General features: G+C 72.9%; 20 protein-coding genes. 7 read left to right on the forward strand and 13 right to left on the reverse strand.

Annotation, left to right across the window (positions count from 1 at the left end):
* The first annotated feature begins 15 nt into the window (after positions 1–15).
* Positions 16–837, forward strand: coding sequence for a SpoIIAA family protein (locus EDD29_RS14705; protein ID WP_246052769.1), 822 nt, complete (start codon positions 16–18; stop codon positions 835–837).
* Positions 838–919: 82 nt separating this feature from the next.
* Here the strand turns inward: EDD29_RS14705 and EDD29_RS45455 are convergent, their stop codons facing one another.
* Together EDD29_RS45455 and ctaD are read right to left on the reverse strand one after the other, a co-directional pair.
* A complete protein-coding gene (locus EDD29_RS45455) occupies positions 920–1,540 on the reverse strand; it encodes a collagen-like protein (protein ID WP_170201409.1) in 621 nt (206 codons plus the stop codon).
* Between the two features lie 115 nt (positions 1,541–1,655).
* Positions 1,656–3,287, reverse strand: a complete 1,632-nt coding sequence (ctaD, locus tag EDD29_RS14720; RefSeq protein ID WP_123664950.1) for an aa3-type cytochrome oxidase subunit I — start codon at positions 3,285–3,287, stop codon at positions 1,656–1,658.
* A 235-nt stretch (positions 3,288–3,522) separates the two neighbouring features.
* On the opposite strand from ctaD, the gene EDD29_RS14725 reads away from it, so the two are divergent.
* Together EDD29_RS14725 and EDD29_RS14730 are read left to right on the forward strand one after the other, a co-directional pair.
* Positions 3,523–4,653, forward strand: coding sequence for a carboxylate-amine ligase (locus EDD29_RS14725; protein ID WP_123664951.1), 1,131 nt, complete (start codon positions 3,523–3,525; stop codon positions 4,651–4,653).
* Positions 4,650–5,660 (forward strand): iron-containing redox enzyme family protein, encoded by a 1,011-nt coding sequence (locus EDD29_RS14730; protein WP_123664952.1) that lies wholly within the window; start codon positions 4,650–4,652, stop codon positions 5,658–5,660. The genes EDD29_RS14725 and EDD29_RS14730 overlap by 4 nt, the downstream gene beginning before the upstream one ends.
* Here EDD29_RS14730 and EDD29_RS14735 read toward each other — a convergent pair.
* The 5 genes from EDD29_RS14735 to EDD29_RS14755 all read right to left on the reverse strand — a co-directional run bounded on the left by EDD29_RS14735 (position 5,640) and on the right by EDD29_RS14755 (position 8,648).
* Positions 5,640–5,858, reverse strand: coding sequence for a CDGSH iron-sulfur domain-containing protein (locus EDD29_RS14735; RefSeq protein WP_123664953.1), 219 nt, complete (start codon positions 5,856–5,858; stop codon positions 5,640–5,642). The two genes, EDD29_RS14730 and EDD29_RS14735, sit on opposite strands and share 21 nt — an antisense overlap.
* Complete coding sequence (locus EDD29_RS14740) at positions 5,842–6,495, reverse strand: HemK2/MTQ2 family protein methyltransferase (protein ID WP_123664954.1); 654 nt, start codon at positions 6,493–6,495, stop codon at positions 5,842–5,844. Before EDD29_RS14740 ends, EDD29_RS14735 begins: the two co-directional genes overlap by 17 nt.
* Before the next feature lie 228 nt (positions 6,496–6,723).
* Positions 6,724–7,158: a hypothetical protein gene (locus tag EDD29_RS14745; protein ID WP_123664955.1), complete on the reverse strand. Its 435-nt coding sequence runs from the start codon at positions 7,156–7,158 to the stop codon at positions 6,724–6,726.
* 109 nt (positions 7,159–7,267) lie between these two features.
* Positions 7,268–7,729 (reverse strand): PaaI family thioesterase, encoded by a 462-nt coding sequence (locus tag EDD29_RS14750; RefSeq protein ID WP_148085962.1) that lies wholly within the window; start codon positions 7,727–7,729, stop codon positions 7,268–7,270.
* Between the two features lie 118 nt (positions 7,730–7,847).
* Complete coding sequence (locus tag EDD29_RS14755) at positions 7,848–8,648, reverse strand: DUF1206 domain-containing protein (protein ID WP_211359723.1); 801 nt, start codon at positions 8,646–8,648, stop codon at positions 7,848–7,850.
* A 292-nt stretch (positions 8,649–8,940) separates the two neighbouring features.
* On the opposite strand from EDD29_RS14755, the gene EDD29_RS14760 reads away from it, so the two are divergent.
* The 3 genes from EDD29_RS14760 (at position 8,941) to EDD29_RS14770 (ending at position 12,431) form a co-directional block, all read left to right on the forward strand.
* Positions 8,941–10,749, forward strand: coding sequence for an alkyl/aryl-sulfatase (locus tag EDD29_RS14760; RefSeq protein ID WP_246052771.1), 1,809 nt, complete (start codon positions 8,941–8,943; stop codon positions 10,747–10,749).
* Between the two features lie 49 nt (positions 10,750–10,798).
* Positions 10,799–11,797 (forward strand): DUF389 domain-containing protein, encoded by a 999-nt coding sequence (locus tag EDD29_RS14765; RefSeq protein ID WP_123664959.1) that lies wholly within the window; start codon positions 10,799–10,801, stop codon positions 11,795–11,797.
* A gap of 115 nt (positions 11,798–11,912) precedes the next feature.
* Positions 11,913–12,431 carry an LURP-one-related/scramblase family protein gene (locus tag EDD29_RS14770; protein WP_211359724.1) on the forward strand — a complete coding sequence of 173 codons (519 nt, stop codon included), beginning with the start codon at positions 11,913–11,915 and terminating at the stop codon, positions 12,429–12,431.
* 256 nt (positions 12,432–12,687) lie between these two features.
* Here EDD29_RS14770 and EDD29_RS14780 read toward each other — a convergent pair whose 3' ends face one another.
* The 3 genes from EDD29_RS14780 to EDD29_RS14795 are packed head-to-tail and all read right to left on the reverse strand — an operon-like array spanning position 12,688 to position 16,123.
* Entirely contained in the window at positions 12,688–13,908 is a 1,221-nt protein-coding gene (locus tag EDD29_RS14780; protein ID WP_123664961.1) for a sulfotransferase family protein, read from the reverse strand.
* A complete protein-coding gene (locus EDD29_RS45460; protein ID WP_170201410.1) occupies positions 13,905–14,978 on the reverse strand; it encodes a DUF1214 domain-containing protein in 1,074 nt (357 codons plus the stop codon). Before EDD29_RS45460 ends, EDD29_RS14780 begins: the two co-directional genes overlap by 4 nt.
* Positions 14,975–16,123: a hypothetical protein gene (locus EDD29_RS14795; protein ID WP_123664963.1), complete on the reverse strand. Its 1,149-nt coding sequence runs from the start codon at positions 16,121–16,123 to the stop codon at positions 14,975–14,977. Before EDD29_RS14795 ends, EDD29_RS45460 begins: the two co-directional genes overlap by 4 nt.
* A gap of 96 nt (positions 16,124–16,219) precedes the next feature.
* On the opposite strand from EDD29_RS14795, the gene EDD29_RS14800 reads away from it, so the two are divergent.
* Positions 16,220–16,795 (forward strand): TetR/AcrR family transcriptional regulator, encoded by a 576-nt coding sequence (locus tag EDD29_RS14800; protein ID WP_211359725.1) that lies wholly within the window; start codon positions 16,220–16,222, stop codon positions 16,793–16,795.
* A 2-nt stretch (positions 16,796–16,797) separates the two neighbouring features.
* Here EDD29_RS14800 and EDD29_RS14805 read toward each other — a convergent pair whose 3' ends face one another.
* From EDD29_RS14805 to EDD29_RS14815, 3 genes are all read right to left on the reverse strand, one after another.
* Positions 16,798–18,045, reverse strand: a complete 1,248-nt coding sequence (locus tag EDD29_RS14805) for a pyridoxal phosphate-dependent aminotransferase (protein ID WP_123664964.1) — start codon at positions 18,043–18,045, stop codon at positions 16,798–16,800.
* A 117-nt stretch (positions 18,046–18,162) separates the two neighbouring features.
* On the reverse strand, positions 18,163–18,729 hold the full coding sequence (locus EDD29_RS14810) for a Pycsar system effector family protein (RefSeq protein ID WP_123664965.1): 567 nt from the start codon (positions 18,727–18,729) through the stop codon (positions 18,163–18,165).
* A 187-nt stretch (positions 18,730–18,916) separates the two neighbouring features.
* Entirely contained in the window at positions 18,917–20,299 is a 1,383-nt protein-coding gene (locus tag EDD29_RS14815; protein WP_123664966.1) for an FAD-binding oxidoreductase, read from the reverse strand.
* Between the last annotated feature and the right edge of the window lie 63 nt (positions 20,300–20,362).

Consider the following 20,362-nt stretch of genomic DNA (forward strand, 5'->3'; position numbering starts at 1 on the left):
TAGGGGTGGAATGTGATGAGTGTCGGATTCCCCCCGTCGGCGCCGGGCGACGCGAGGAGGGCGACGGACATGCTGGAACGGCTGGAGGGGCTGCCCGCCGGGGTCTACGGGGTCAGGGCCGTCGGCACCCTGTCAAGGGAGGACTACGAGACGGTGATCGTCCCGGTGGTCGAGGAGGCGCGGAAAGAGGGCAGGAAGCTCCGGGTGCTGTCGGAGGTGGGACCGGATTTCCACGGGCTCACCCCGGGTGCCATGTGGGAGGACCTCAAGGTCGGGTCGAGCGCCCTGCGGCTGTTCGAGGGCTGCGCGATCGTCACGGACACCAAGTGGATCCGCGAGTCGACCAGGCTCGCGTCCTTCTTCATGCCCTGCCCGGTGCGGGTCTTCCCGCTGGGCGAGCGCGAAGCCGCGGCCGCGTGGCTGAGCACCCTGCCCGAGGGCCCCGGAGTCTCCCACCGGCTCGTTCCCGAGTCGAACGTCATGGTCATCGAGGTCGCGGCGCCCCTGCGGGCGCAGGACTTCGAGGCGCTGGCGCAGACCGCCGACACCTGGCTCGCGACGCACGCCGAACTCGCCGGGATCGTCGTGCACGTCCGCACGTTCCCCGGCTGGGAGAACGTGAAGGGACTCCTCAAGCACGCCCGCTTCGTCCGCGACCACCACCGCAGGGTCAGAAGGGCGGCGCTGGTGTCCGACAGCAGGGTCGCCGACCTGGCGCCCGCTCTGGTGAACCACTTCGTCCACGCCGAGGTGCGCCACTTCGACTACGCCGATCTCGACGCCGCCATCGCCTGGGCCGGTGCGGCGCCCGTCCAGAAAGTGGGCGACGCGGGCTGACGGACGCGCCGCCCCACACACGACGCCGAGGCTCGCGCCGACGGAAGAGCCGCCCTCGCACGCGGGGCGGCTCGCCGCGGCGTCAGCCCGACGCGAACTGGCACACCGTGGACACGGTGACGGTGATCTGCGCCCCTCCCGCGAGCGACAGGACGTTGTACTGCCAGCGGCTCCCGTTGTTCGAGTCCCCCAGCAGATAGGGAACTCCCATGCCCGTGTACGTCATGGTCCCGTTGACGGGGTAGTAGTCGTCCGGGCACTCGCCCCCCTGGACGATGGCGCTGGCGCCGGCGGCGATGTTGGTCGGCTGCGCCGGAGGCACGATCACCGGCGGGAGCGTGGGCCCGGCGACCCCTTGTTCCCCGGGCAGGCCCTGCGGGCCCCGATCCCCCGGGAGCCCTTGCGGGCCGCGATCGCCCGTCAGCCCCTGCGGGCCGCGCGGGCCTTGTTCGCCCTGTGGCCCTGCGGGTCCCCGAGGCCCGGTGGCGCCTTCCGGCCCGGCCGGCCCGCGCGGTCCACGCGGGCCGCGCGGGCCGCGGGGACCCGGGCAGCGGTCGTTGTCGAAGTCGTCGTCGAGGTTCGTCACGGTGGCGGGCCAGGGGCACGGGGTGCCTTCCGGGGCGCGCGCCTCGGCGGTGCCCGTCAGGGCGGTGGTGATGGCGAGAGCGGCAAGGGAAGCGCCCGCCGTCCTAGTGATGATCATGCACGGATCATCACCGCGTCCATGATCACTCAATCCGGGATGGCCCAGACACACCCGCTCCCTTCCAACATTTGACGATCTTCCGCACCGCGGTTCCGCGACACGCCCGACGGGGTCAGCCGGTCCCGTGGTGGAGGTCGAACGCGGGACGGTTGCTGCGGATCGGGGGGATGGCGTCGAAGTTGTGCCGGGGCGGCGGGCACGAGGTCGCCCATTCCAGGGAGCAGCCCGCGCCCCACGGGTCGTCGACGCCGACGGGGACGCCGCGCCGGTGGGTGATCCAGACGTTCCAGAGGAAGGCGAACGTCGACGCGCCGAGCAGGAACGACCCGAGGGACGAGACGAGGTTCAGGGCGGTGAACTCCGACGCGTAGTCGGCGTACCGGCGCGGCATGCCCTGCGCGCCGAGCACGTGCTGGACGAGGAACGTCACCTGGAATCCGGTGAACAGCGCCCAGAAATGGACGCGCCCCCATTTCTCGTCGAGCCTCTTACCGGTCATCTTCGGCCACCAGAAGTAGAAGCCGCCGAACATCGCGAAGACGACGGTGCCGAACAGGACGTAGTGCAGGTGCCCGACGACGAAATAGCTGTCGGTGGTGGCGAAGTCAAGCGGCGGCGAGGCGAGGATGACGCCGGTGAGCCCGCCGAACAGGAACGTCACGAGGAAGCCGACCGCGAACAGCATCGGCGCCTCGAACGTGAGGTGGCCGTGCCACATCGTGCCGATCCAATTGAAGAACTTGATGCCGGTGGGGACGGCGATGAAGAACGACATCAGGGAGAAGAACGGGAGGAGCACCTGGCCGGTGGCGAACATGTGGTGCGCCCAGACCGTCATCGACAGGCCGGTGATGGCGATGGTCGCGCCGACCATGCCGAAGTAGCCGAAGAGGGGCTTGCGGCTGAACACCGGAAGGATCTCGGTGACGACTCCGAAGAACGGCAGCGCGACGATGTAGACCTCGGGGTGGCCGAAGAACCAGAACAGGTGCTGCCAGAGGATCGCGCCGCCGTTGGCCGCGTCGAAGACGTGCGCGCCGAACTCGCGGTCGGCGTACAGCATGAGCAGCGCCGCGGCCAGCACCGGGAACGCGATGAGCACCATGAGCGCGGTGAACAGGACGTTCCACGTGAAGATCGGCATCCGGAACATCAGCATGCCCGGCGCGCGCATGACCGTGATGGTGGTGACGAGGTTGACGGAGCTGAGGATGGTGCCGAGCCCGGACAGGACGAGGCCGGCGATCCACAGGTCGGGCCCGGCACCGGGGGAGCGGGAGGAGTCGGACAGCGGCGCGTATCCCGTCCAGCCGAAGGCCGCGGCCCCGCCTTCGATGAGGAAGCCCGACACGACGAGCAGGGCGCCGAACAGGAAGAGGTAGTAGCCGAGGGTGTTGAGCCGGGGAAAGGCGACGTCGGGCGCCCCGATCTGGAGGGGGATGAGGACGTTGGCGAATCCGGAGAACAGCGGGGTGGCGAACAGCAGCAGCATGATCGTGCCGTGGATGGTGAGGAGCTCGTTGTAGCCCTGGTGCGTCACGAGCTGCATGCCGGGTTCGAGGAGTTCCGCGCGCATCACCATCGCCATCAGTCCGGCGAGGAGGAACATGGTGAAGGAGGTGGCGAGATACAGGTACCCGACGACCTTGTGGTCGGTGGTCGCCAGCACGTTCCTCAGCCGGGCCCCTTTGCGGTGCGAGGTGAGCGCCTGGGGCGGACTCGCCGCGGGGGTCTGTCTCGTCACTCGCCGCCTCCTGCGCCACGGGTCTCCGTCGCGACGACACTGTCACATTCCGAAGTGCATCACTCACTAAGAGTGCTGGTGTGTTCTCGAGTGCGGGTGGTGACGGTGAAAAGTGGCAAAGATGGCTTTTGGTGCGTTTATCGCCGGGCATGGTCCGCATGTCCGAGGAACGCATACGACGGGGTGATCCCGACCGGTCTGCGGCGGGATCTCACCGGCTGAGGGGTCGCGCGGCATGGCCGACCGTCCGGTCTGCACGGTAGGAGTCGAGGAGGAGTTCCTCCTGGTCGATCCGGAGAGCGGGGAGACGCGGGGGCGGGGGCCCGAGGTGCTCGCCGCAGTGGCCGACCACGGGCCGCGACCGCCCGGCGGATTCCACGCTGAGCTCCAGGCGACCCAGGTCGAGTCGGCCACCGAGGTGCACACCCGGCTCACCGACCTGAGGCGCGATCTCGTGCGCGGCAGGGGCATGCTCGCCGACGCGGCCCGCGCGAAGGGCCTCGTGCTGATCAGTTCGGGGACGCCGGTGGCCCCTTCGCCGGATCCGCCGGTGGCGCCCGGTGAGCGCTTCTCCGTGGCCCGGCGCGCCTTCGCCGACGTCACCCGGCGCTATGAGGTGTGCGGCTGCCACGTCCACGTCGGGGTGCCCGACCGGGACACCGCGGTGGCCGTCGTCGGCCATCTCCGCCCGTGGCTGCCGACGCTCCTCGCGCTGTCGGTGAACTCGCCGTACGACCGGGGCAGGGACTCGGGATACGCGAGCTGGCGGATGATCGAGCAGGCACGCTTCCCCGGTGGGGGCGCGCCGCCCTGCTTCCGCTCGGCGGCGGAGCACGACAGGGCGGTCGACCGGCTCGTCGCGTGCGGCATTCTCATCGACGCGGGGATGACCTTCTGGACCGCCCGGCCTTCCCCGCGCTACCCGACGGTCGAGGTCCGGGCCGCGGACGCCTGCGGCACCGTCGACGAGGCGGTCCTGCAGGCGGCGCTGGCCAGGGCATTGGTCGCCACGGCCCTCGCCGAACTCGCCGCGGGACGGGAGGCGGTCCCCGTCGACCCGCAGATCTGCGCGGCGGGCCAGTGGAACGCCGCGCGCCACGGGCTCGCCGGCGCCGCCGTGGATCCGGTCGAGGGAAGGCTGGTGCCGGCTCGGACGCGGGTCTCGGCGCTCCTCACCGCGGTCCGTCCGGCCCTGGAGGAGGCAGGGGACTTCAAGGAGACCGATCGGCTGCTGCGGCGCGTCCTGGACCGAGGCACCGGCGCGGAACGGCAGCGCAACGCGGGTGCGGCGGGGATCCCCGCCGTGCTGAGGATGCTCGCCGAACAGACGAGCCAGAAGGAGACCGAGGACGAGGGGGAGACATGACCTCGACACCGGTGAGGCCGGACCGCACGCACGGCTCCGCGCGCCTGCCCGCACCACGCGGACCGCTCTCCGCGGCGGTCGTCACGACGCTCGGCGCACCGCCGGGGACGGCGCCGCCGTCCGTGCCGCGCGTCGCCGACCCGCTGGGAGAGGACGCGCAGCTCGCCCTGTACACCTGTTACGAGCTGCATTATCGCGGTTTCGCCGGGGTGGATCCCGAGTGGGAGTGGGATGTCGGCCTGCTCGGATTGCGCCGGACGCTGGAGCGCGGCTTCCTCGACGCGTTGCGCGGGAACGTCCCGGACGGCGTGGACGTCGAGGCCGCGCTCGCGCCATTGCTCGTGGTGGATCCGGCGGCGCGCGGGCCGTCCCATCACCTCGCGCGGGAGGGTTCGTGGCGGGAGCTGCGCGAGTTCCTCGTCCACCGCTCGGCCTACCACCTCAAGGAGGCGGACCCGCACGCGTTCGTGATCCCGCGCCTGGAAGGCCAGGCCAAGGCGTCCCTGGTGGCGGTGGAGTACGACGAGTACGGGGGCGGCCGGGCCGCGCGCGTGCACGCCCGCCTGTTCGCCGACCTCATGGAGGCGACCGGCCTGGACGGCTCTTACCTGCGTTATCTCGACCTGGTCCCCGCGGTCTCCCTGGCGATCGTGAACATGATGTCCCTGTTCGGCCTGCACCGGGCGCTGCGCGGCGCGATGGTCGGCCACTTCGCCGCGGCCGAGATCTCCACCCCGCCCAGCGCCCGGCGCATGGCCGCCGCCCTCGCCCGCCTCGGCGCCGACGAGCGGGCGCTGGTGTTCTACACCGAGCACATCGAGGCCGACGCCGTCCACGAACAGGTGCTCAGGCACGACGTCATCGGAGACCTGCTGGCGCGGGAGCCGGACCTCGCGGGCGACGTCGTCTTCGGCATCGGGGCCACCGAGTGGCTGGAGGACCGGCTGGGCGCCCATCTGCTGGACCGATGGCGGGAGGGGGAGTGCTCACTCCTCGCGCCGCCGTGACGGGCGGGCCCGCCGGTGGCTGGTGTCGCAGAGCGGATAGATGCGGCTGCGATGGCACTGGCAGATCGCGACCACGAACCTGTCGCAGACGACCTCGGTGCCGTCGGGCAGCACGATCTCCACCGGGCCCTCGATCAGCAGCGGCCCGCGCGGGACGATCCTGACCCGGCGGCGCGGCCGGTCACCGGCGCTCGGCACGGATCACCACAAGGTCGTCGCGGTCCTGCCCCGGCTCGATGAGCCCGCGGGCGAGGAGATCGGAGGTCCTGGGCCCGATGATCGGACCGAACCGCTCGGGCTCGCGGTGCACGACCGCCGCGCGCAGGCCCGCGGCGCGGAGCGCGGCCAGGGTCCGGCCGACGCCGCAGAGGTCGGAGTGGACCAGGAGCAGGACGCCTCCCGGCGTGAGGAGGTCGGCGGCCCCGGCGCAGATGCGGTCCACCGCGGCGCGTCCGTCCGGACCCGCGTCCCAGGCAAGGGCCCTGCCGTGCCTGCGCGGACGCCCGCGGGCGCGCGGCACGTAGGGCGGGTTCGCGGTGATGAGGTCGAAGCGCTCACCGGTGACGGGCGCGAACAGGTCGCCGCACCGCACCCGCACCCGGAGTCGTCGGAGAAAGCCGTTCAGCGCCGCGCAGAGCACCGCCCTGCGCGAGATGTCGACGGCGGTCACCCGGGCCGCCCCGCGCCGCGCCGCGGCGATCGCCACCCGCCCGGTCCCGGTGCACAGGTCCAGCGCCCGCGCGCCCGGCGGCATGGCGACCTCGCCCACGGCCCGGCACAGGATCCAGGTGTCCCGGCGCGGCCGGTAGACCCCAGGCAGCCGGACAAGCCTCATAAACCCGAGATACCGCACATATGACCAGGGGAAACACCTCGAGCGCCAGGACGGCGAGCCCGATCGGCACGTTGACGAGGAAACGGCCGCGCAGGCCGCGTCCGAACGGCCGACCGCGATGATCACGCCGCCGACGAACCGGCCGAAGACCGCGGCGGTCCCCGGCATCAGCGCGATGCGTCCCGCCACTCTGCCCCCGCGGCCTCGGCGGGCCGGCGTGCCGGCGGGTCAGCGCGGGGGCATGGGCGGGTAGGGGATCCAGAAAGGCGGGTAGGCGATCGGGCTGCCGTCGGGATGGAAGTCGTGCCTGCGCAGCATGCTCCGGCGCCTGTAGCCGAAGAGCCGAGGGAACAGCCTGTCCAGCGCGGTCTCGAGGAGGACCATGCCGACCGGGACGGTGACCGGCCACCAGATCGGTGGGCCGAGGTACTCGAACTCGCCGTACTGCAGGAACATGGCCACGGCGACCCCGAAGGGGATCAGCACGCCGTACACCACGAAGATGACCGGAAAGAGGACGAGGGCCTGGCGGGTCGCGAACCCCGGGCGGAGCACGTCGTCGCGGACCCAGTACCGGTTCTGGTAGGGCACACGCACGCCGAGCAGGCGGTAGGCCAGGAGCCGGTGCAGCGCAGGGCGCACCGGCGCGGTCGGAGAGTACATGCAAGGCTCCCGGGAGGTCCGGACGGTTCGGCGCCGATCCAGAAATCCCGGCAAACCTCGCAAAGTGTATAAAACGCCACAATCAGACCTGCCGCGGTCGTGGCCGGGGTCAGTCCCGTGGGGACAGGTCGCGGGGATGGGGCTGGCCGGGCCGGAGGGCGACGATGGAGAACGAGAGCGTCGCGACCGCGGCGACGAGGTCGCGGCCCTCGTCCCGGACGGTGACCTCGACGACCGTGAGGTTCCGGCCGCGGCGCAGGACCCGCGCGGCGGCGACGGCCGGGCCGACCGAGACCGAGGACAGGTAGCGGATGTTCAAGTCGGCGGTGGCCGAACTCTCCCCGTCGCCGAGTCCGAGGGCGACGGCACGGGCCGCGGCCAGGTCGACGAGCGTGGCCACGAGCCCGCCCTGCAGCCCGCCCCTGGTGTTCACGACGCGCGGGGTGAGCGCCATCGCCATCGCGAGGTCCGCCCCTTCCGGCGCGGGCACGTCGTAGAGGCCCATCACCTCGAGCACATGGCCTTCCAGCTCGAAGGCGACGCCTCCGGCCCGTCCGTTCCCCTCCGCCACCGCGACCTCCCGCACCCGGCCTCCGGCCCGCCCGGAAGCACCTTTCCCGAAATTCCAGAAGCATGCTCTCACGCCGTGTGAGCCCCATCCCGGGTGGTCGCCGCCTCCGGGCGTCCGGTCAGCCAGGAGTGACGTTCCGCCAGCGGGCCTCGCAGGCGGAATAGACGCCGAAGACGGTGAGCCCCGCGGCGACGACGGCGAGGAGCCACGGGCCGAACGGGGCCGCGGCCAGCTCCCGGAGGGTTCCGTCGACGCCTTCGGCCTTGCCGGGGTCGACGGTCGCGCCCGCGTACGCGAGGAACACGCCGACGCCGGTGAAGACCGTGCAGCGCGCGGCGTAACCGACCCGGCCCAGCGTCTCCACCACGGGCCTGGCCTGCCCCGACACGTGAAGCTTATCCATGAAGTCGCGCTTCACCACCGACTTGTACGCCATCCACAGCGCGCCGCCGACGAGCACGACGCCCGCGAGCAGGACCAGCCAGCGGCCGCCCGGCAGATCGTGCATCGCCCGTCCGGTGAGGTCGCGCGACTGCTCGTCGGAGGACTTCTGGCCGCGCGCCCCGAGGACGAACAGCAGGGTCGTCGTGCCGAGCCCGGTGTAGAAGACGCCGCGTCCGAGCGACATCGCGCGGGCGGACGCCTTGTGCCCGTCGGGTCCCGCGGCGCCGAACGCGGCCTCGGCCAGCCGCCACAGCGCGAGCCCGAACAGCCCCGCGACGAGCAGCCACAGCATCACCTCGCCGCCGGGCTGCCGGGCCAGCGTCTGCACCGCGCCGGAACTGTCGGCCTCCTGCCCGCCGGCGCCGAATGCGACGCGCAGTGCCAGCACCCCCATGAGCAGGTACAACACCCCTCTGCCGGCGAGCCCCAGCCGCGCCGCGGCCCCCATCGCACTGCCGCGCGACGCGCTTCGCACACTCCGTTCCGCGTTCGTAACCATAGGTGATCCCTGCCCCAGGTCAGGGTAAAAAAACCCAAAACACCTCAATCGGTTACATGTCACCCACGCAGGCTTTCTTGATCGTTATCGTCGCGGCCGACCCGAACGTGGTCATCGTCCGGATGATGAGACCCACCTCGAGAAGGGGGCCGGTCGTTCCGGCCCCCTGTCCCGTGCCATGCCTTCTTTGCCGGTTCGCGGTATCCGGCGGGCCGCGCTCAGGGGAACGAATCATGGGCGTGGTCCAGCCGATTCCCGAGGAGATGCCGTGGCCGTCCTGCCGTCGTTCGCCGACCGGACCGACTTCCACTCCGCCGAGCGCGGGTTCGTCGGGACCACCTCGGATCAGGTGATCAAGGACGCCCAGGGCCGCGTCGTCTGGGACTTCGCGGCCTACGCCTTCCTCGACGGCGAGTGCCCGGACACGGTGCATCCGAGCCTGTGGCGGCAGTCCAGGCTCACCGCCAAGCACGGCCTCTACCGGGTCGCCGAGGGCGTCTACCAGGTGCGCGGCTTCGACCTGTCCAACGTGACCTTCATCGAGGGCCGCCACGGCGTCGTCGTGGTGGACCCGCTGCTGTCCACCGAGTGCGCGGCCGCCGCCCTCGCCCTGTACCGGGAGCACCGGGGCGGCCGCCCGGTGACCGCGGTCGTGCACACGCACTCCCACGCCGACCACTTCGGCGGCGTCCGCGGCGTGCACGACGGCTCGGCGGACGTGCCCGTCGTCGCGCCCGCCGGGTTCCTCGAGCACGCGGTCGCCGAGAACGTCTACGCGGGCACCGCGATGAACCGGCGCGCGATCTTCATGTACGGGGCCGAGCTGGCCAAGGGCCCGGCCGGCCAGGTCGGCGCGGGCCTCGGCCAGACGACCTCGACCGGGACGATCTCGCTGATCGAGCCCACGCTGACGGTCACCGAGACCGGTCAGGAGGAGGTGCTCGACGGCGTCCGGTTCGTCTTCCAGCTCACCCCGGGCACCGAGGCGCCCGCCGAGATGAACTTCCACCTCCCCGAGCGCCGCGCGCTGTGCATGGCCGAGAACGCGACGCACACCCTGCACAACGTGCTGACGCTGCGCGGCGCCCAGGTGCGCGACCCCCGGGTGTGGGCCCGCTACCTCACCGAGGCGGTCCAGCTGTTCGCGGGGGACTCCGACGTCCTGTTCGCCTCCCACCACTGGCCGACCTGGAGCACCGCCGCGCTCACGGAGTTCCTCACCCACCAGCGAGACCTGTACGCCTACCTGCACGACCAGACCCTGCGGCTGCTCAACCAGGGGTACACCGGCACCGAGATCGCCGAGCTGATCGAGCTGCCGCCGGCCCTCGAAGGCGCCTGGCACGCGCGCGGCTACTACGGCTCGGTCTCCCACAACGTCAAGGCGATCTACCAGCGCTACCTGGGCTGGTTCGACGGCAACCCCGCCCACCTGTGGGAACTGCCGCCCGAGGAGTCGGCGCGCAAGCACGTGGAGTTCATGGGCGGCGCCGAGGCGGTCCTGGTGAAGGCCAGGGCCGCGGTCGAGGCGGGCGAGCTGCGCTGGGCCGCCCAGGTCCTCGACTACGTCGTGTTCGCCGATCCCGGCGACACCGACGCGCGGGAGCTCCTCGCCGAGGTGTACGACCGGCTGGGTCACGGCAGCGAGAACGGCACCTGGCGGAACTTCTACCTCCAGGGCGCGGTCGAACTGCGCGGGCACAAGCCGGTGAACACCCTCGACAGCGCCAGTCCCGACGTCATGGCGGCGCTGAGCACCGACCAGCTCTTCGACTCCCTGGCGATCCGGGTGAACGGCCCGCGCGCCTGGGACACCCGGCTCAGCATCGACTGGAACCTCACCGACCTGAAGGAGGAGTTCCGGCTGAGCCTCGCCAACGGCGTCCTCACCCGGAGCCGCGCCCACAACGGCACCCCGCCCGATCTGGCCCTCACGCTCACCAAGCCCCAGCTGCTGGGCCTGCTCGCCACCGGGAGTCTCGACGGGATCCAGGCCGAGGGCGACCGCGGCGCGCTCGGCACCCTGCTGGGCCTGCTCGACGAAGGTGACCGCGACTTCGACATCGTCACCCCGTGACGCCGCACCGGGCTTCCCGGGGAAGCGGCTTTCCTCGGGCGGCGGGACGATGACGGGGAAGGTGCGGGAGTGGATCGTCCCCGCGGCGCAGCGGCGGACGCTCGCCGAGCTGGACCACGATCTGGACCTGGCCTCCCCCGACCGCACGGCCGAGCGGTCGGCGTTCTGGACGATGCTCCTGCTGTCCTCGGTCATCGCCGCCTCCGGCGTGCTGTCGGACTCGACCGCGACGGTCATCGGCGCCATGATCATCGCGCCGCTGTCGACCCCGATCATGGGCGTGGCCGTCGGGCTGGTGCGGAGGGCCAGGGGCGGCGCGGGCCGGTTCGTGGTCGGCGGGGCGGTCGCGGTCGTCGCCGTCGGGCTCATGGCGTCCCTCGTGGTGCCGAAGTCCTACGATCTGCTCTCGAACGGCCAGATCTCCGGGCGGACGTCCCCGGGGCTGACCGATCTGCTCGGCGCGCTCGCGACGGGGCTGGCGGGGGCCGTCGCGCTCGCCCGCCGCGATGTCGGCGCGGTCCTGCCCGGCGTGGCGATCGCGATCTCGCTCGTCCCGCCGCTGGTCGTGGTGGGCGTCTGCCTCGGGGACGGCGCCGTCACCCTGGCGCTCGGCGCGTTCGTCCTGTTCCTGTCCAATGTCCTGTCGATGGTCCTCGCCGGGGCCTTCGTCTTCGCGGTGCTGGACCGGGCCTCGTCCGTCGTCGGCACGGCCGCGCGAGGGCGGACCGTCTTCGCGCTGGGCGGCCTCGGTGTCGTCGTCACCCTGCTCCTCGTCGCGAACACCGCGCTGACGTGCCTCATGGCGGTCTGGGAGAACCGGGTCAAGACCGCGGCGACGGCCTGGCTGGCGGGGACGCCCGGGGCGTCCGTGACCGGGGTGAGCACCGCTGCGACGACCTTCCGCGTCTCGATCACGACCCCGGCGGAACCGCCTCCGACCGCGGACCTCCTGGTCAGGCTCGACGGGACCGTGCCCGACCGCTTCTCCGTCGTCGTGGAGGCCACCCGGGGCAGGACGGAATCCGTCGGGACCGTCGGGGAGGGCTGATCACGCGGGGCCCGGCCGAGTCGTGGGGCGGTTCTTGCCTGACCGAGGGACGGCCTTGGGGATAAGTCCGGAAAAGTCAGTCTTGGTGGGGTGGGACTCGTCCGGGAGGCTCGTGATGTTCCGCAACAAGGCCAAGACCGCGCCGACCACGACGGTGCAGTTCCAGATGCAGCAGCGGATGCTCTCCTTCGGCGACGACTTCTGGATCGAGAACGGCGTCGGCGAGCGGGTCTACCGGGTCAACGGCAAGATGCTGCGGCTGCGCCGGACGTTCCTGCTGGAGGACGTGCACGGCGCCGAACTGCTCAAGATCCACGAGAAGGCGCTGCGGCTGCGCCAGACGTTCGTGATCGAGCGGGCGGGCGAGACCGTCGCGACCCTCCACAAGGCCCTCGTCGGCATCCGCGACCGCTTCCGCGTCGACCTCGGCGAGGCCGGCGAACTGCGCGTCCAGGGCAACATCCTCGACCACGACTACAGCCTCACCCGTGACGGCACCGGCGTCGCCCAGATCGCCAAGCGCTGGATCCGGGCCCGCGACACCTACACCGTCGCCATCGCCGAAGGCGAGGACTTCCCCGTCATCCTCGCCGTAGTCGTCTGCATAGACGCCCTCACCCACGGGGGCCGCTGACCGCGCCTCCGGCCCCGCGGGTCCGCCGCGGCCGCCCGCGCCCCGACCCGCGCGGGCGGCCCTCACGGGAAGAGCGGTTCGACCGGCGTTCCACGGTGTGTCGCCCCCCGGATCCCCTCATCTCGCCGAGGTCGAATCCCTCGGCCTCGGCGAACGCCGTGCGGAGCCGGTCGAGACCGCTGTAGGAGAAGCACGCGTCGGGTCCGTCGACCTCGCCGTTGTCCGGGAACAGGCACGGTCCCAACGTCCGGGCCCGTCAGGTCGGCGGGGCGGGGAGGAGGGGGGCGAAGCGGGGGCGGAGGGTCTCTTCGGTGAGGGAGAAGTCGGCGGGGGCGTAGCGGTGGGTGCCCTTGGCGGTGCGGGGGTGGGCGGCGTGGTAGGCGGTGATCATGGCGCGGAGGTCGTCGGGCGGGGGGAGGGAGGCGGCGTCGTAGATGCGGCGGAGGACGGGTTCGGTGGCCGAGACGAGGTCGCGGTAGGCGAGGTCGAGGAGGGTGATCGAGGAGGCTGCGGGGGAGGCGCGGAAGGCGTGGGCGCGGCGGAGCCAGAGCTCGGTCTGGTCGGTCTGGAAGCGGGCGACGTCGGCGGGGTCGACCTCGTCGCTGTAGGTGGCGCGGAAGACGGAGAAGAGGCTGGCGCCGGAGGTGACGGTCTCGACGATGTCGCGGTGGAGGAAGACCACGCACGCGCCGGGGAAGGCCTCGGCGAGACGGGCCAGTTCGGGGGTGTGCGCGGGGGCCTTCAGCAGCCAGCGGCGGCCGTCGCCCCGGTCCAGGGTGGCGAGGGCGTGGCGGTGGGCCGCGTAGGTGCCGGAGAGGTCCTGGTCGGCGAGCCAGGTGCTGTAGGAGTCGAGGCGCACGGTCGAGCTGAAGCCCCAGTTGCGGAACGATCTGCCCATGCCGACGACGCACTCCTCGGGCAGCCGGGCCCCGAAGTCGTGCACGGTCGCCAGGTCCGGGTTGAGCGTGTCGAGGAACGCGGAAGCCGCGGCGCTCTCCTCGATGAGCCGCTCGCGGCGCGCGTCGTCGGCGCCCGCGAAGCGCCATGGGGCGCCCAGTTCGGCCGACAGCGGCGCGCGCAGCCTCGGGTCGGCGGCCAGCAGCCGGAACAGGAACGTCGTCCCGGTCCGCCAGCCGCCGACGATGACGATCGGCGGGGTGGGCAACGGCTCGTCCGCGCGCGGCAGCCGGGCCATCGCGCGCCGCGCCCTGAGCTGGCCGACGGCGGTGGCGCCGACCATCTGCACGCCGAGCGCGTTGAGGCGTCCGTCGTTCCTGGCGGACGTTAGGTAATTCTCGAGCCCTTCGCGCCAGAGAGCCGGATCGCCGAGTTCATCCGGATCCGAGCCGCGCAGAGCCCGGACGACCGCGTTGTCGGGATCGAGCGTGTACTTCTCCGGTCGCGCGGCCCGGTCGGCCTCGGCCGCCGCGTAGATGCCCTGCACCTGCGGGCTTCGCGGGCTCGGCCGCCACGTCATCGGGGCTCCAGCGCGCCGACCGGGCACACCCGCACCGTCGGAAGGACGGGTTCGCGCTCGGCCTGGAGGAAGCGCAGCACGAACAGGCCGGACTCGCGGCCCTCGGTGTCGAGCCAGTCGGGCACGCCCGGGTCCTCGGCGGCCAGGACGAACCGGTACGTTCCCTCGGGCGCCGTGGCGGTGCCGCCGGTCCGCGACACCTGCCGGTGCCGGTGGTCGAGCGAGTTGAGGAACCTGCTGTAGAGCAGCACGCTCCAGTGCCGGCAGGGCACCGTCGCGCCTTCGACGACGAGGGCCTGTCCGGGCTCCAGCTTCCAGGCGCCGCGCAGGTAGTGGATGCCGGGCTCGGTGTAGGCCGCCCCGTTCGCCATCTCCGCCCAGTGGTGCACCGCGTTGGCCGGCACCTGGCCCTGCACCGCGCCGAACACCCCGGGCATGAACCCGACGGTCTTGGCGAGTCGGCTCAACCCGTGCGAAAAGCGCGCGGGGTCGATCGGGGGCGGTGGCGCGGCCGGGGCGGCGACGGGCTCGATCGCGGCCCATCCGTGCGCGTCGGCGGCCACGTCGTCGTGGAAGTGGCGCACCCACAGCTGCTTGGCCCCCTCGGGGAGGGGCAGCCAGGCCGTTCCGTCGCCGGGCTCCGGCCCGCCGACGAGGAGCGTGAACCCCCCGTCGGCATCGAGCGCGATCGCGTCGGAGTCGATCCGGGCCGTCGTGCCGACCCCGCCGGACGCCGACGCGTACGCCGTCACCGACTGGTACACCGACCCGCCCGGATGCCCGGTGATCCGGTAGCACCGGTCGTCCCGGACGTCCGCGACCCAGTACCGGGTGTCCGGGTTGTCCATGAAGAACTTCTGCCGCCACCCGTTGAACTCGACGAGCTCGGGCCGCTCCCGGTCCACCTCGAACCGCGCGAGCTGGTGGTGCAGCCCGCGCAGCAGCGCCCGGAACCCGTCGGCCCTTTCCTCCTCGCCGAGGCCCTCGGTAGAGGCGGCGATCTTCTCGCCCGCCGTACGCAGCGCCTCCACGACCTCCGTCCAGGCCTCGACCTCTTGCCGCCCGTTCATGAGGCGGCCCCTTCGAGGGTGACGCGGGCGTCGTGGACGTAGCGCGGGCGCGGGTCGTCGGTGAGGATGCCCGGCGCGGCCGCGCAGACGGCGGGGAGCGCGTCCAGGACGGCCTGGACGGACGCGCCGGTGATCGGATTGGTCCGGTCGGGGTTGGCGCCCGCCCGGTTCTGCTCGAAGGCGACCCGGGTGCGGACGACCGAAGGCTCGCCGGTGATCTCGATCGTGTAGTTGATCGGGCCGGGCGTCCCGTGGTCGGCGAACGGGAGGTCGTCGCCGAGGTAGGCGTTCTCCGGGCCGAGGTACCAGCACTCCTCGTTGGTGAAGAAGTGGTGGTCGCCGATGAAGCCGCGGTGGGTGAGGTGCAGCGCGGCGGTCTGGCCCGGCTCGACGGTGAAGCCCGAACGCGTCGTGTAGCGCTCCTCGGCGGGCAGGCCCCGTAGGTCGTGCACCACCTTCACCTCGTCCATGCCGACCCCGTACAGGTGATGGGCCACGTTGCCCGTCAGGTCGCCGTAGTAGAGGTCGCCGAACAGCGCGAGGGGCGCGCCCGCCTTCACCTCGGCGGGGTCGAGGCCGAACCCGAGGCGGCGCAGCCCTCCCCACATCGAGCCGGACGCCGCAGCGAAGTCGACGGCTTCGACGCACCGGACATGGGTCACCTCCGACAGGGCCCGAGCCAGCGTCATCGCGACCCGCTCGACCATGAACGTCGGATGCACCCCCGTGCCGTGCAGGGTGACCCCGCCCGTGTGGCACGCCTTCAGCAGCCGTGACGGCGGCGGCCGGGTCGCCGACAGCCAGTTCGGCATGGCCGGGTTGTGGTACGAGGCGGTGGAGATGACGTTCTTGCCTGATTCGAGCAGCGCGATGACGTCGGTGTCGAGTTCGTTGCCGAGCACCCCGGGCCGGGGCGTCACGATGACGACGTCGCAGTCGAGCGCCAGGATCTCCGCGCGCGAGGTCGTCGCGGCGACCCCGATCGGGCCGATGCCCACGAGTTCACCGAGGTCCGCGCCGTGCTTGCGCTCCCGGAACACCTTGGCGCCCACGAGCGCGGTGTCGGGGCGGCGGTGGCAGGCGCGCGCGATCGCGCCGCCGACCTCGCCGGGACCCCAGATGGCCACGCGGTAGGGGGTTCCCATCGTTCACCTGCGCCTTCTCCCCGGCACCGGGGCTGGACGGCCGATGCGCCGGGCGCTAACTTACAGAATGTAACTTATTCGGACAAGGGGGAGATCGTGGGCGCGAGGAAGCGGCTGAGCGGCCCGGAGCGGCGTGCCCAGATCCTCGACGTGACCCGTGCGCTCGTCGTCGGCGAGGGGTACCACGCGGTCGGGATCGAGCGGGTCGCCGAGGCGTGCGGGGTCACCCGGACCGTCATCTACCAGCAGTTCACGAGCCTGCCCGGCCTGCTCGTCGCGCTCATCGACCGCGAGGTGGACCTCGCCTTCGCCGGGTTCCGCAAGGCCGCGGCCAGGCCCGTCCCGGAGGGCGAGGACCCCTTCACCTGGGCGCTCGCGGGCATCCTCGAAGCCGTCGCCGCTGCCCCGGACACCTGGCGTCTGTTCCTGCTGCCCGCCGAGGGCGGCCCGCCCGCGCTCCACGAACGGCTGGCCCAGGCCCGCGCCGTCACCCGGGCGAGCCTCCAGCCCCTCACCGCGCAGCACCCCGACCCGGCCCTCGCCGGCCGCGTCCTGCACGCGGTCGCCGACGAGCTGGTCCGCCTCCACCTCACCGAGCCGGACACCTACCCGGTCGACCGGCTGCTCGCCCAGGCGCGGCCGCTCGCGCGCGCGATCCGCGCTCCGGCCTGACGTCAGGGCTCACGCACGGTGGCGAGGACGCCATCGAGGCGCCGGAGGGACGCGGCGATCCAGGGGAGCGCCTCGGGCTCCGGGGAGGCCAGCGCGGCCAGGCGCTGCTCGGTGTCGCCGTACAGGAGGCTCGTCGCGACCCGGAAGCGCAGCGCGGCGGGGTCGTCGCCGAAGACGTCGCCCGGGAGCAGAGCGAGGCCGTGCCGGTCCAGGAGGTGGCGGCCGAGGTCGGCGGCGGTCGCGAGGCCGAGCGCGGTGACGGCGGGGCGCAGCGGCGCGAAGTCCGGGTAGAGGTAGAAGCCCGCGCTCGGCGGCCGGACCAGCGCCCCGGACGCCTCGAAGACGCTTGCGACGGCCCGCGCGACCCGCCCGTGCAGCCGCCGGCTCTCCGCGACGCGCCGGAGGATCGGCTCCGGCTCGTCCAGCGCGTACTCGGCGGCGGCCTGCATCGGGGCCGCCACGTTGGACCAGACCTCCGAGGCGATGCCGCGCAGCGCGTCCCGCCGGCGGTGGCCCTCGGGCGAGTCGGGCGTGCGCAGGAAGCCGACGCGCCAGCCGCCCAGCGCGAGGTTCTTGGAGAGCCCCGCGGTCACGATCGTGCGGTCGGGCAGGAGGCTCGCCGGGCTGAGGACGCCGCTCCCGTCGTGCACGAGGTCCCGGTAGATCTCGTCGGAGACGACGACGAGCCCCTGCCGGTCGGCGATCGCGCAGACCGCCTCGACGACGGACGGCGGGGCGAGCGTGCCCGTCGGATTGTCCGGCAGCGTCACGACGAGGATCCGCGGGTCCGCGCCCTCGGCCCGCGCCCGGTCCAGCGCACCGGCCAGCAGGTCCGGATCCGGCACGCCGCCGCACCCGGCCGGGACCGGCACCCCGATGACGCGCCTGCCGAGCAGTGCGGCCTGCGCCGCGTACGTCACCCACGACGGCACGGGCAGCACGACGTCGCCGTCGAGGGCCGCGAGCGCCGCGAAGAGCAGCGGCTTGCTGCCGGGGGCGAAGAGGATCTGGTCCGGATCGGTCGCCAGCCCGCGCCGAGTCCAGTACCCGGCCGCGGCCCGCCGCGCGCCCTCGTCGCCCGCGACCGGCGCGTACCTGTTGTCCGCGGCGTTCTCGCGCAGCAGCTCCACGAGCCGCGGGTGCGCGGGCAGCCCGGCCTCCCCGAACCCCAGATGGAGCACGTCGCGCCCGTCCCGCCGCAGCGCCCGCACCCTCTCGTTGATCTCCAGCGTCGCGGAATGGGGGATCACCGGCAGCCTCCTCACCGAAGCACATGGGGACTGGTCCCGCCCCCTCCCATGGCTACCCGACCCCCCGCGCCACCGCCATGGTGATCTTGACCACCGGCACGGCCGGGACCGGATCGCTCAGCTCAGGCCCGCGCAGGCCGCGGCCACGAGGAGGAACACGAGGGCCGCGAGCAGCCAGAGCATCGCCACCCGCAGCCTCCGGTAGCGGTATCCGTGCAGGCGGCCGCATCTCCACAGCTCGGCGACCGCCTGATCGAGCACGTCCGCGGAGGGCGCTTCCGTCGCCATGCGCCGGAAATCCTCGAAGGACTCGCCCGCCCTCCCGTATTCGGCGAAACAGTAAAGGGGCGCGGTGGGCGTGTCCGGTTCGCCGAAGTGCCGCTCCCAGGAGCGCACGGTCACCAGGGCCAGGACGGCGTTCGAGGCCGAGATCGCGACGCAGCCCAGCACCGTGAGCGCGAGCAGCACGAGGACGATGTCGGGCTTCCCCCCGCTGAGCGAGAGCACCACCGCGACCCCGGCGACGACCAGGGCGTCGGTGCTCAGGACCGTACCGCCGCGGGCGGCCACCCCGGCGCGCATCTGGTCCCCGCGCAGCAGGTGCCAGTGCACCCGCGCGAGGCCCTCGTCGACGGACAGGGCATCTTGCCGAGGAATGGGACCGGAGGAGGGGGAGGCCACCACGCGCAACTCCTTTGGTCGGGATCGGGAGGCACCCACTTCGACCCCGACGCCCGTCCATCCGGTTTCCCTGACGGCCTGCCTGTCCGTGTCCGGACAGGCAGGCCGGTTGCCGACGGGACCGGCGGGCGCGGCGGCCGGCCTCCGCCGTGCGTGAGCGCGGACGGCGGAGGCCGGTGAAGCGGGTCCGTCAGTGCCCGCAGCCGAAACGGAACAGCCCGGAGGGGTCGTACGCGGCCTTGACCGCGCGGAGGCGGTCGCGGACGGCGGGGGGCCAGGCCGCCGCGATGTCGGCGGGCGAGGGAGCGGAGCCCAGGAAGTTGGGCAGGGCCGCGTCGCGCGAGCAGGGCCGGAGGGCGTCGATGACGCGGGCCCCGGCGGGCGCGACGAGGGAGGTCAGCTCCTCGGGCGGCGGCGCGCCGACGACGAGGAGGGAGTAGACCGCGTCGCGGCCTCCGACCGCGTTGCCGCCCTCCGGCTGACGGGACAGGGCCCCGCCGAGCTGCCGGATCTCCACCATGAACGGCGGCTCGTCGGCGTCGGCGCCCGCGGTCTTCACCAGCGCGCCGAGCGCGGTCTCGGGCAGGTCGTCGAAGAGCAGGCCGCGCTCCCACACGGGCATCGGGTCGGTCGGATCGGCGTGGACGGAACCGATGGCGGCGAAGGGGATCTCGCCCGTCCCGTCGAGGACCGGCCGGACCTCGCCGAGCGCGCCGTGCAGCCGGACGAGCAGCGCCGCGCCCTCTTCGGGCGCGCCGACGTGCGCGTACCTGACCGCGACGACGAACCTGCCGCGCAGCGGCTCGGGCAGCTCGGGCAGCGGCGGCAGGCGCAGCAGCGCGACCGAGGTCGTCGACCGCTCCGGCAGCTCGGCCGACCAGTTCCGCCAGGCGCGCAGGACCTCGGGCGCGTCCTCGCCCGCGTAGTACACGGCGCCCGCGAACAGGCTCCGCACCGAGAACAGCCCGACCGTCATCGACGTGACGATCCCGAAGCCGCCCTTGCCGCCGCGCAGCGCCCAGAAGAGGTCGGGCTCGTGCGCGGCGTCGACCTGCCGGATCCGTCCGTCGGCGGTGACGACCTCCAAGGCCCGCACGTGGTCGGCGGCGTACCCGAGCGCCCGGCCGACGGGGCTCAGCCCGCCGCCGAGGGTGTAGCCGACGACGCCGACGGCGGGCGCGGAACCCGTCAGCGGGGCGAGCCCGTGCGGCGCCGCGGCCTCCAGCAGCGCGCCGAACCGGACGCCCGCGCCGATCCGCGCGGTCCGCGCGACCGGGTCGATCGCGATGTGGTCGAGCGCCGCGGTGTTGACCAGCAGGGCCCCTTCGTCCGGCCCGACGGCGCCGTGCCCGGTGGCCTGGACGGCGACCGGGAGCCGGTGCCGCCGCGCGAACCGGACGGCGGCCGCGACGTCCGCCGCGTCCTGCGCGACGGCGACGAGCGCGGGCCGGCGCGGTACCGCGAGGTTGAAGGGGGCGACCGCTTCCGCGTACCCCTCCTCGCCGGGCGCCAGGACGGCCCCCGCCATCAGCGCCCGCAGGTCGGGCGCGGCGGCCCCCGAGAACGTGTGCATGCTGCTCCTCCTTCGACGCCCCCGGTGGGCGTCTGTCACATTTCTCGCAGGAGCCACTTGCTG

The sequence above is a fragment of the Actinocorallia herbida genome (genome assembly GCF_003751225.1).
GTDB classification, from domain to species: domain Bacteria; phylum Actinomycetota; class Actinomycetes; order Streptosporangiales; family Streptosporangiaceae; genus Actinocorallia; species Actinocorallia herbida.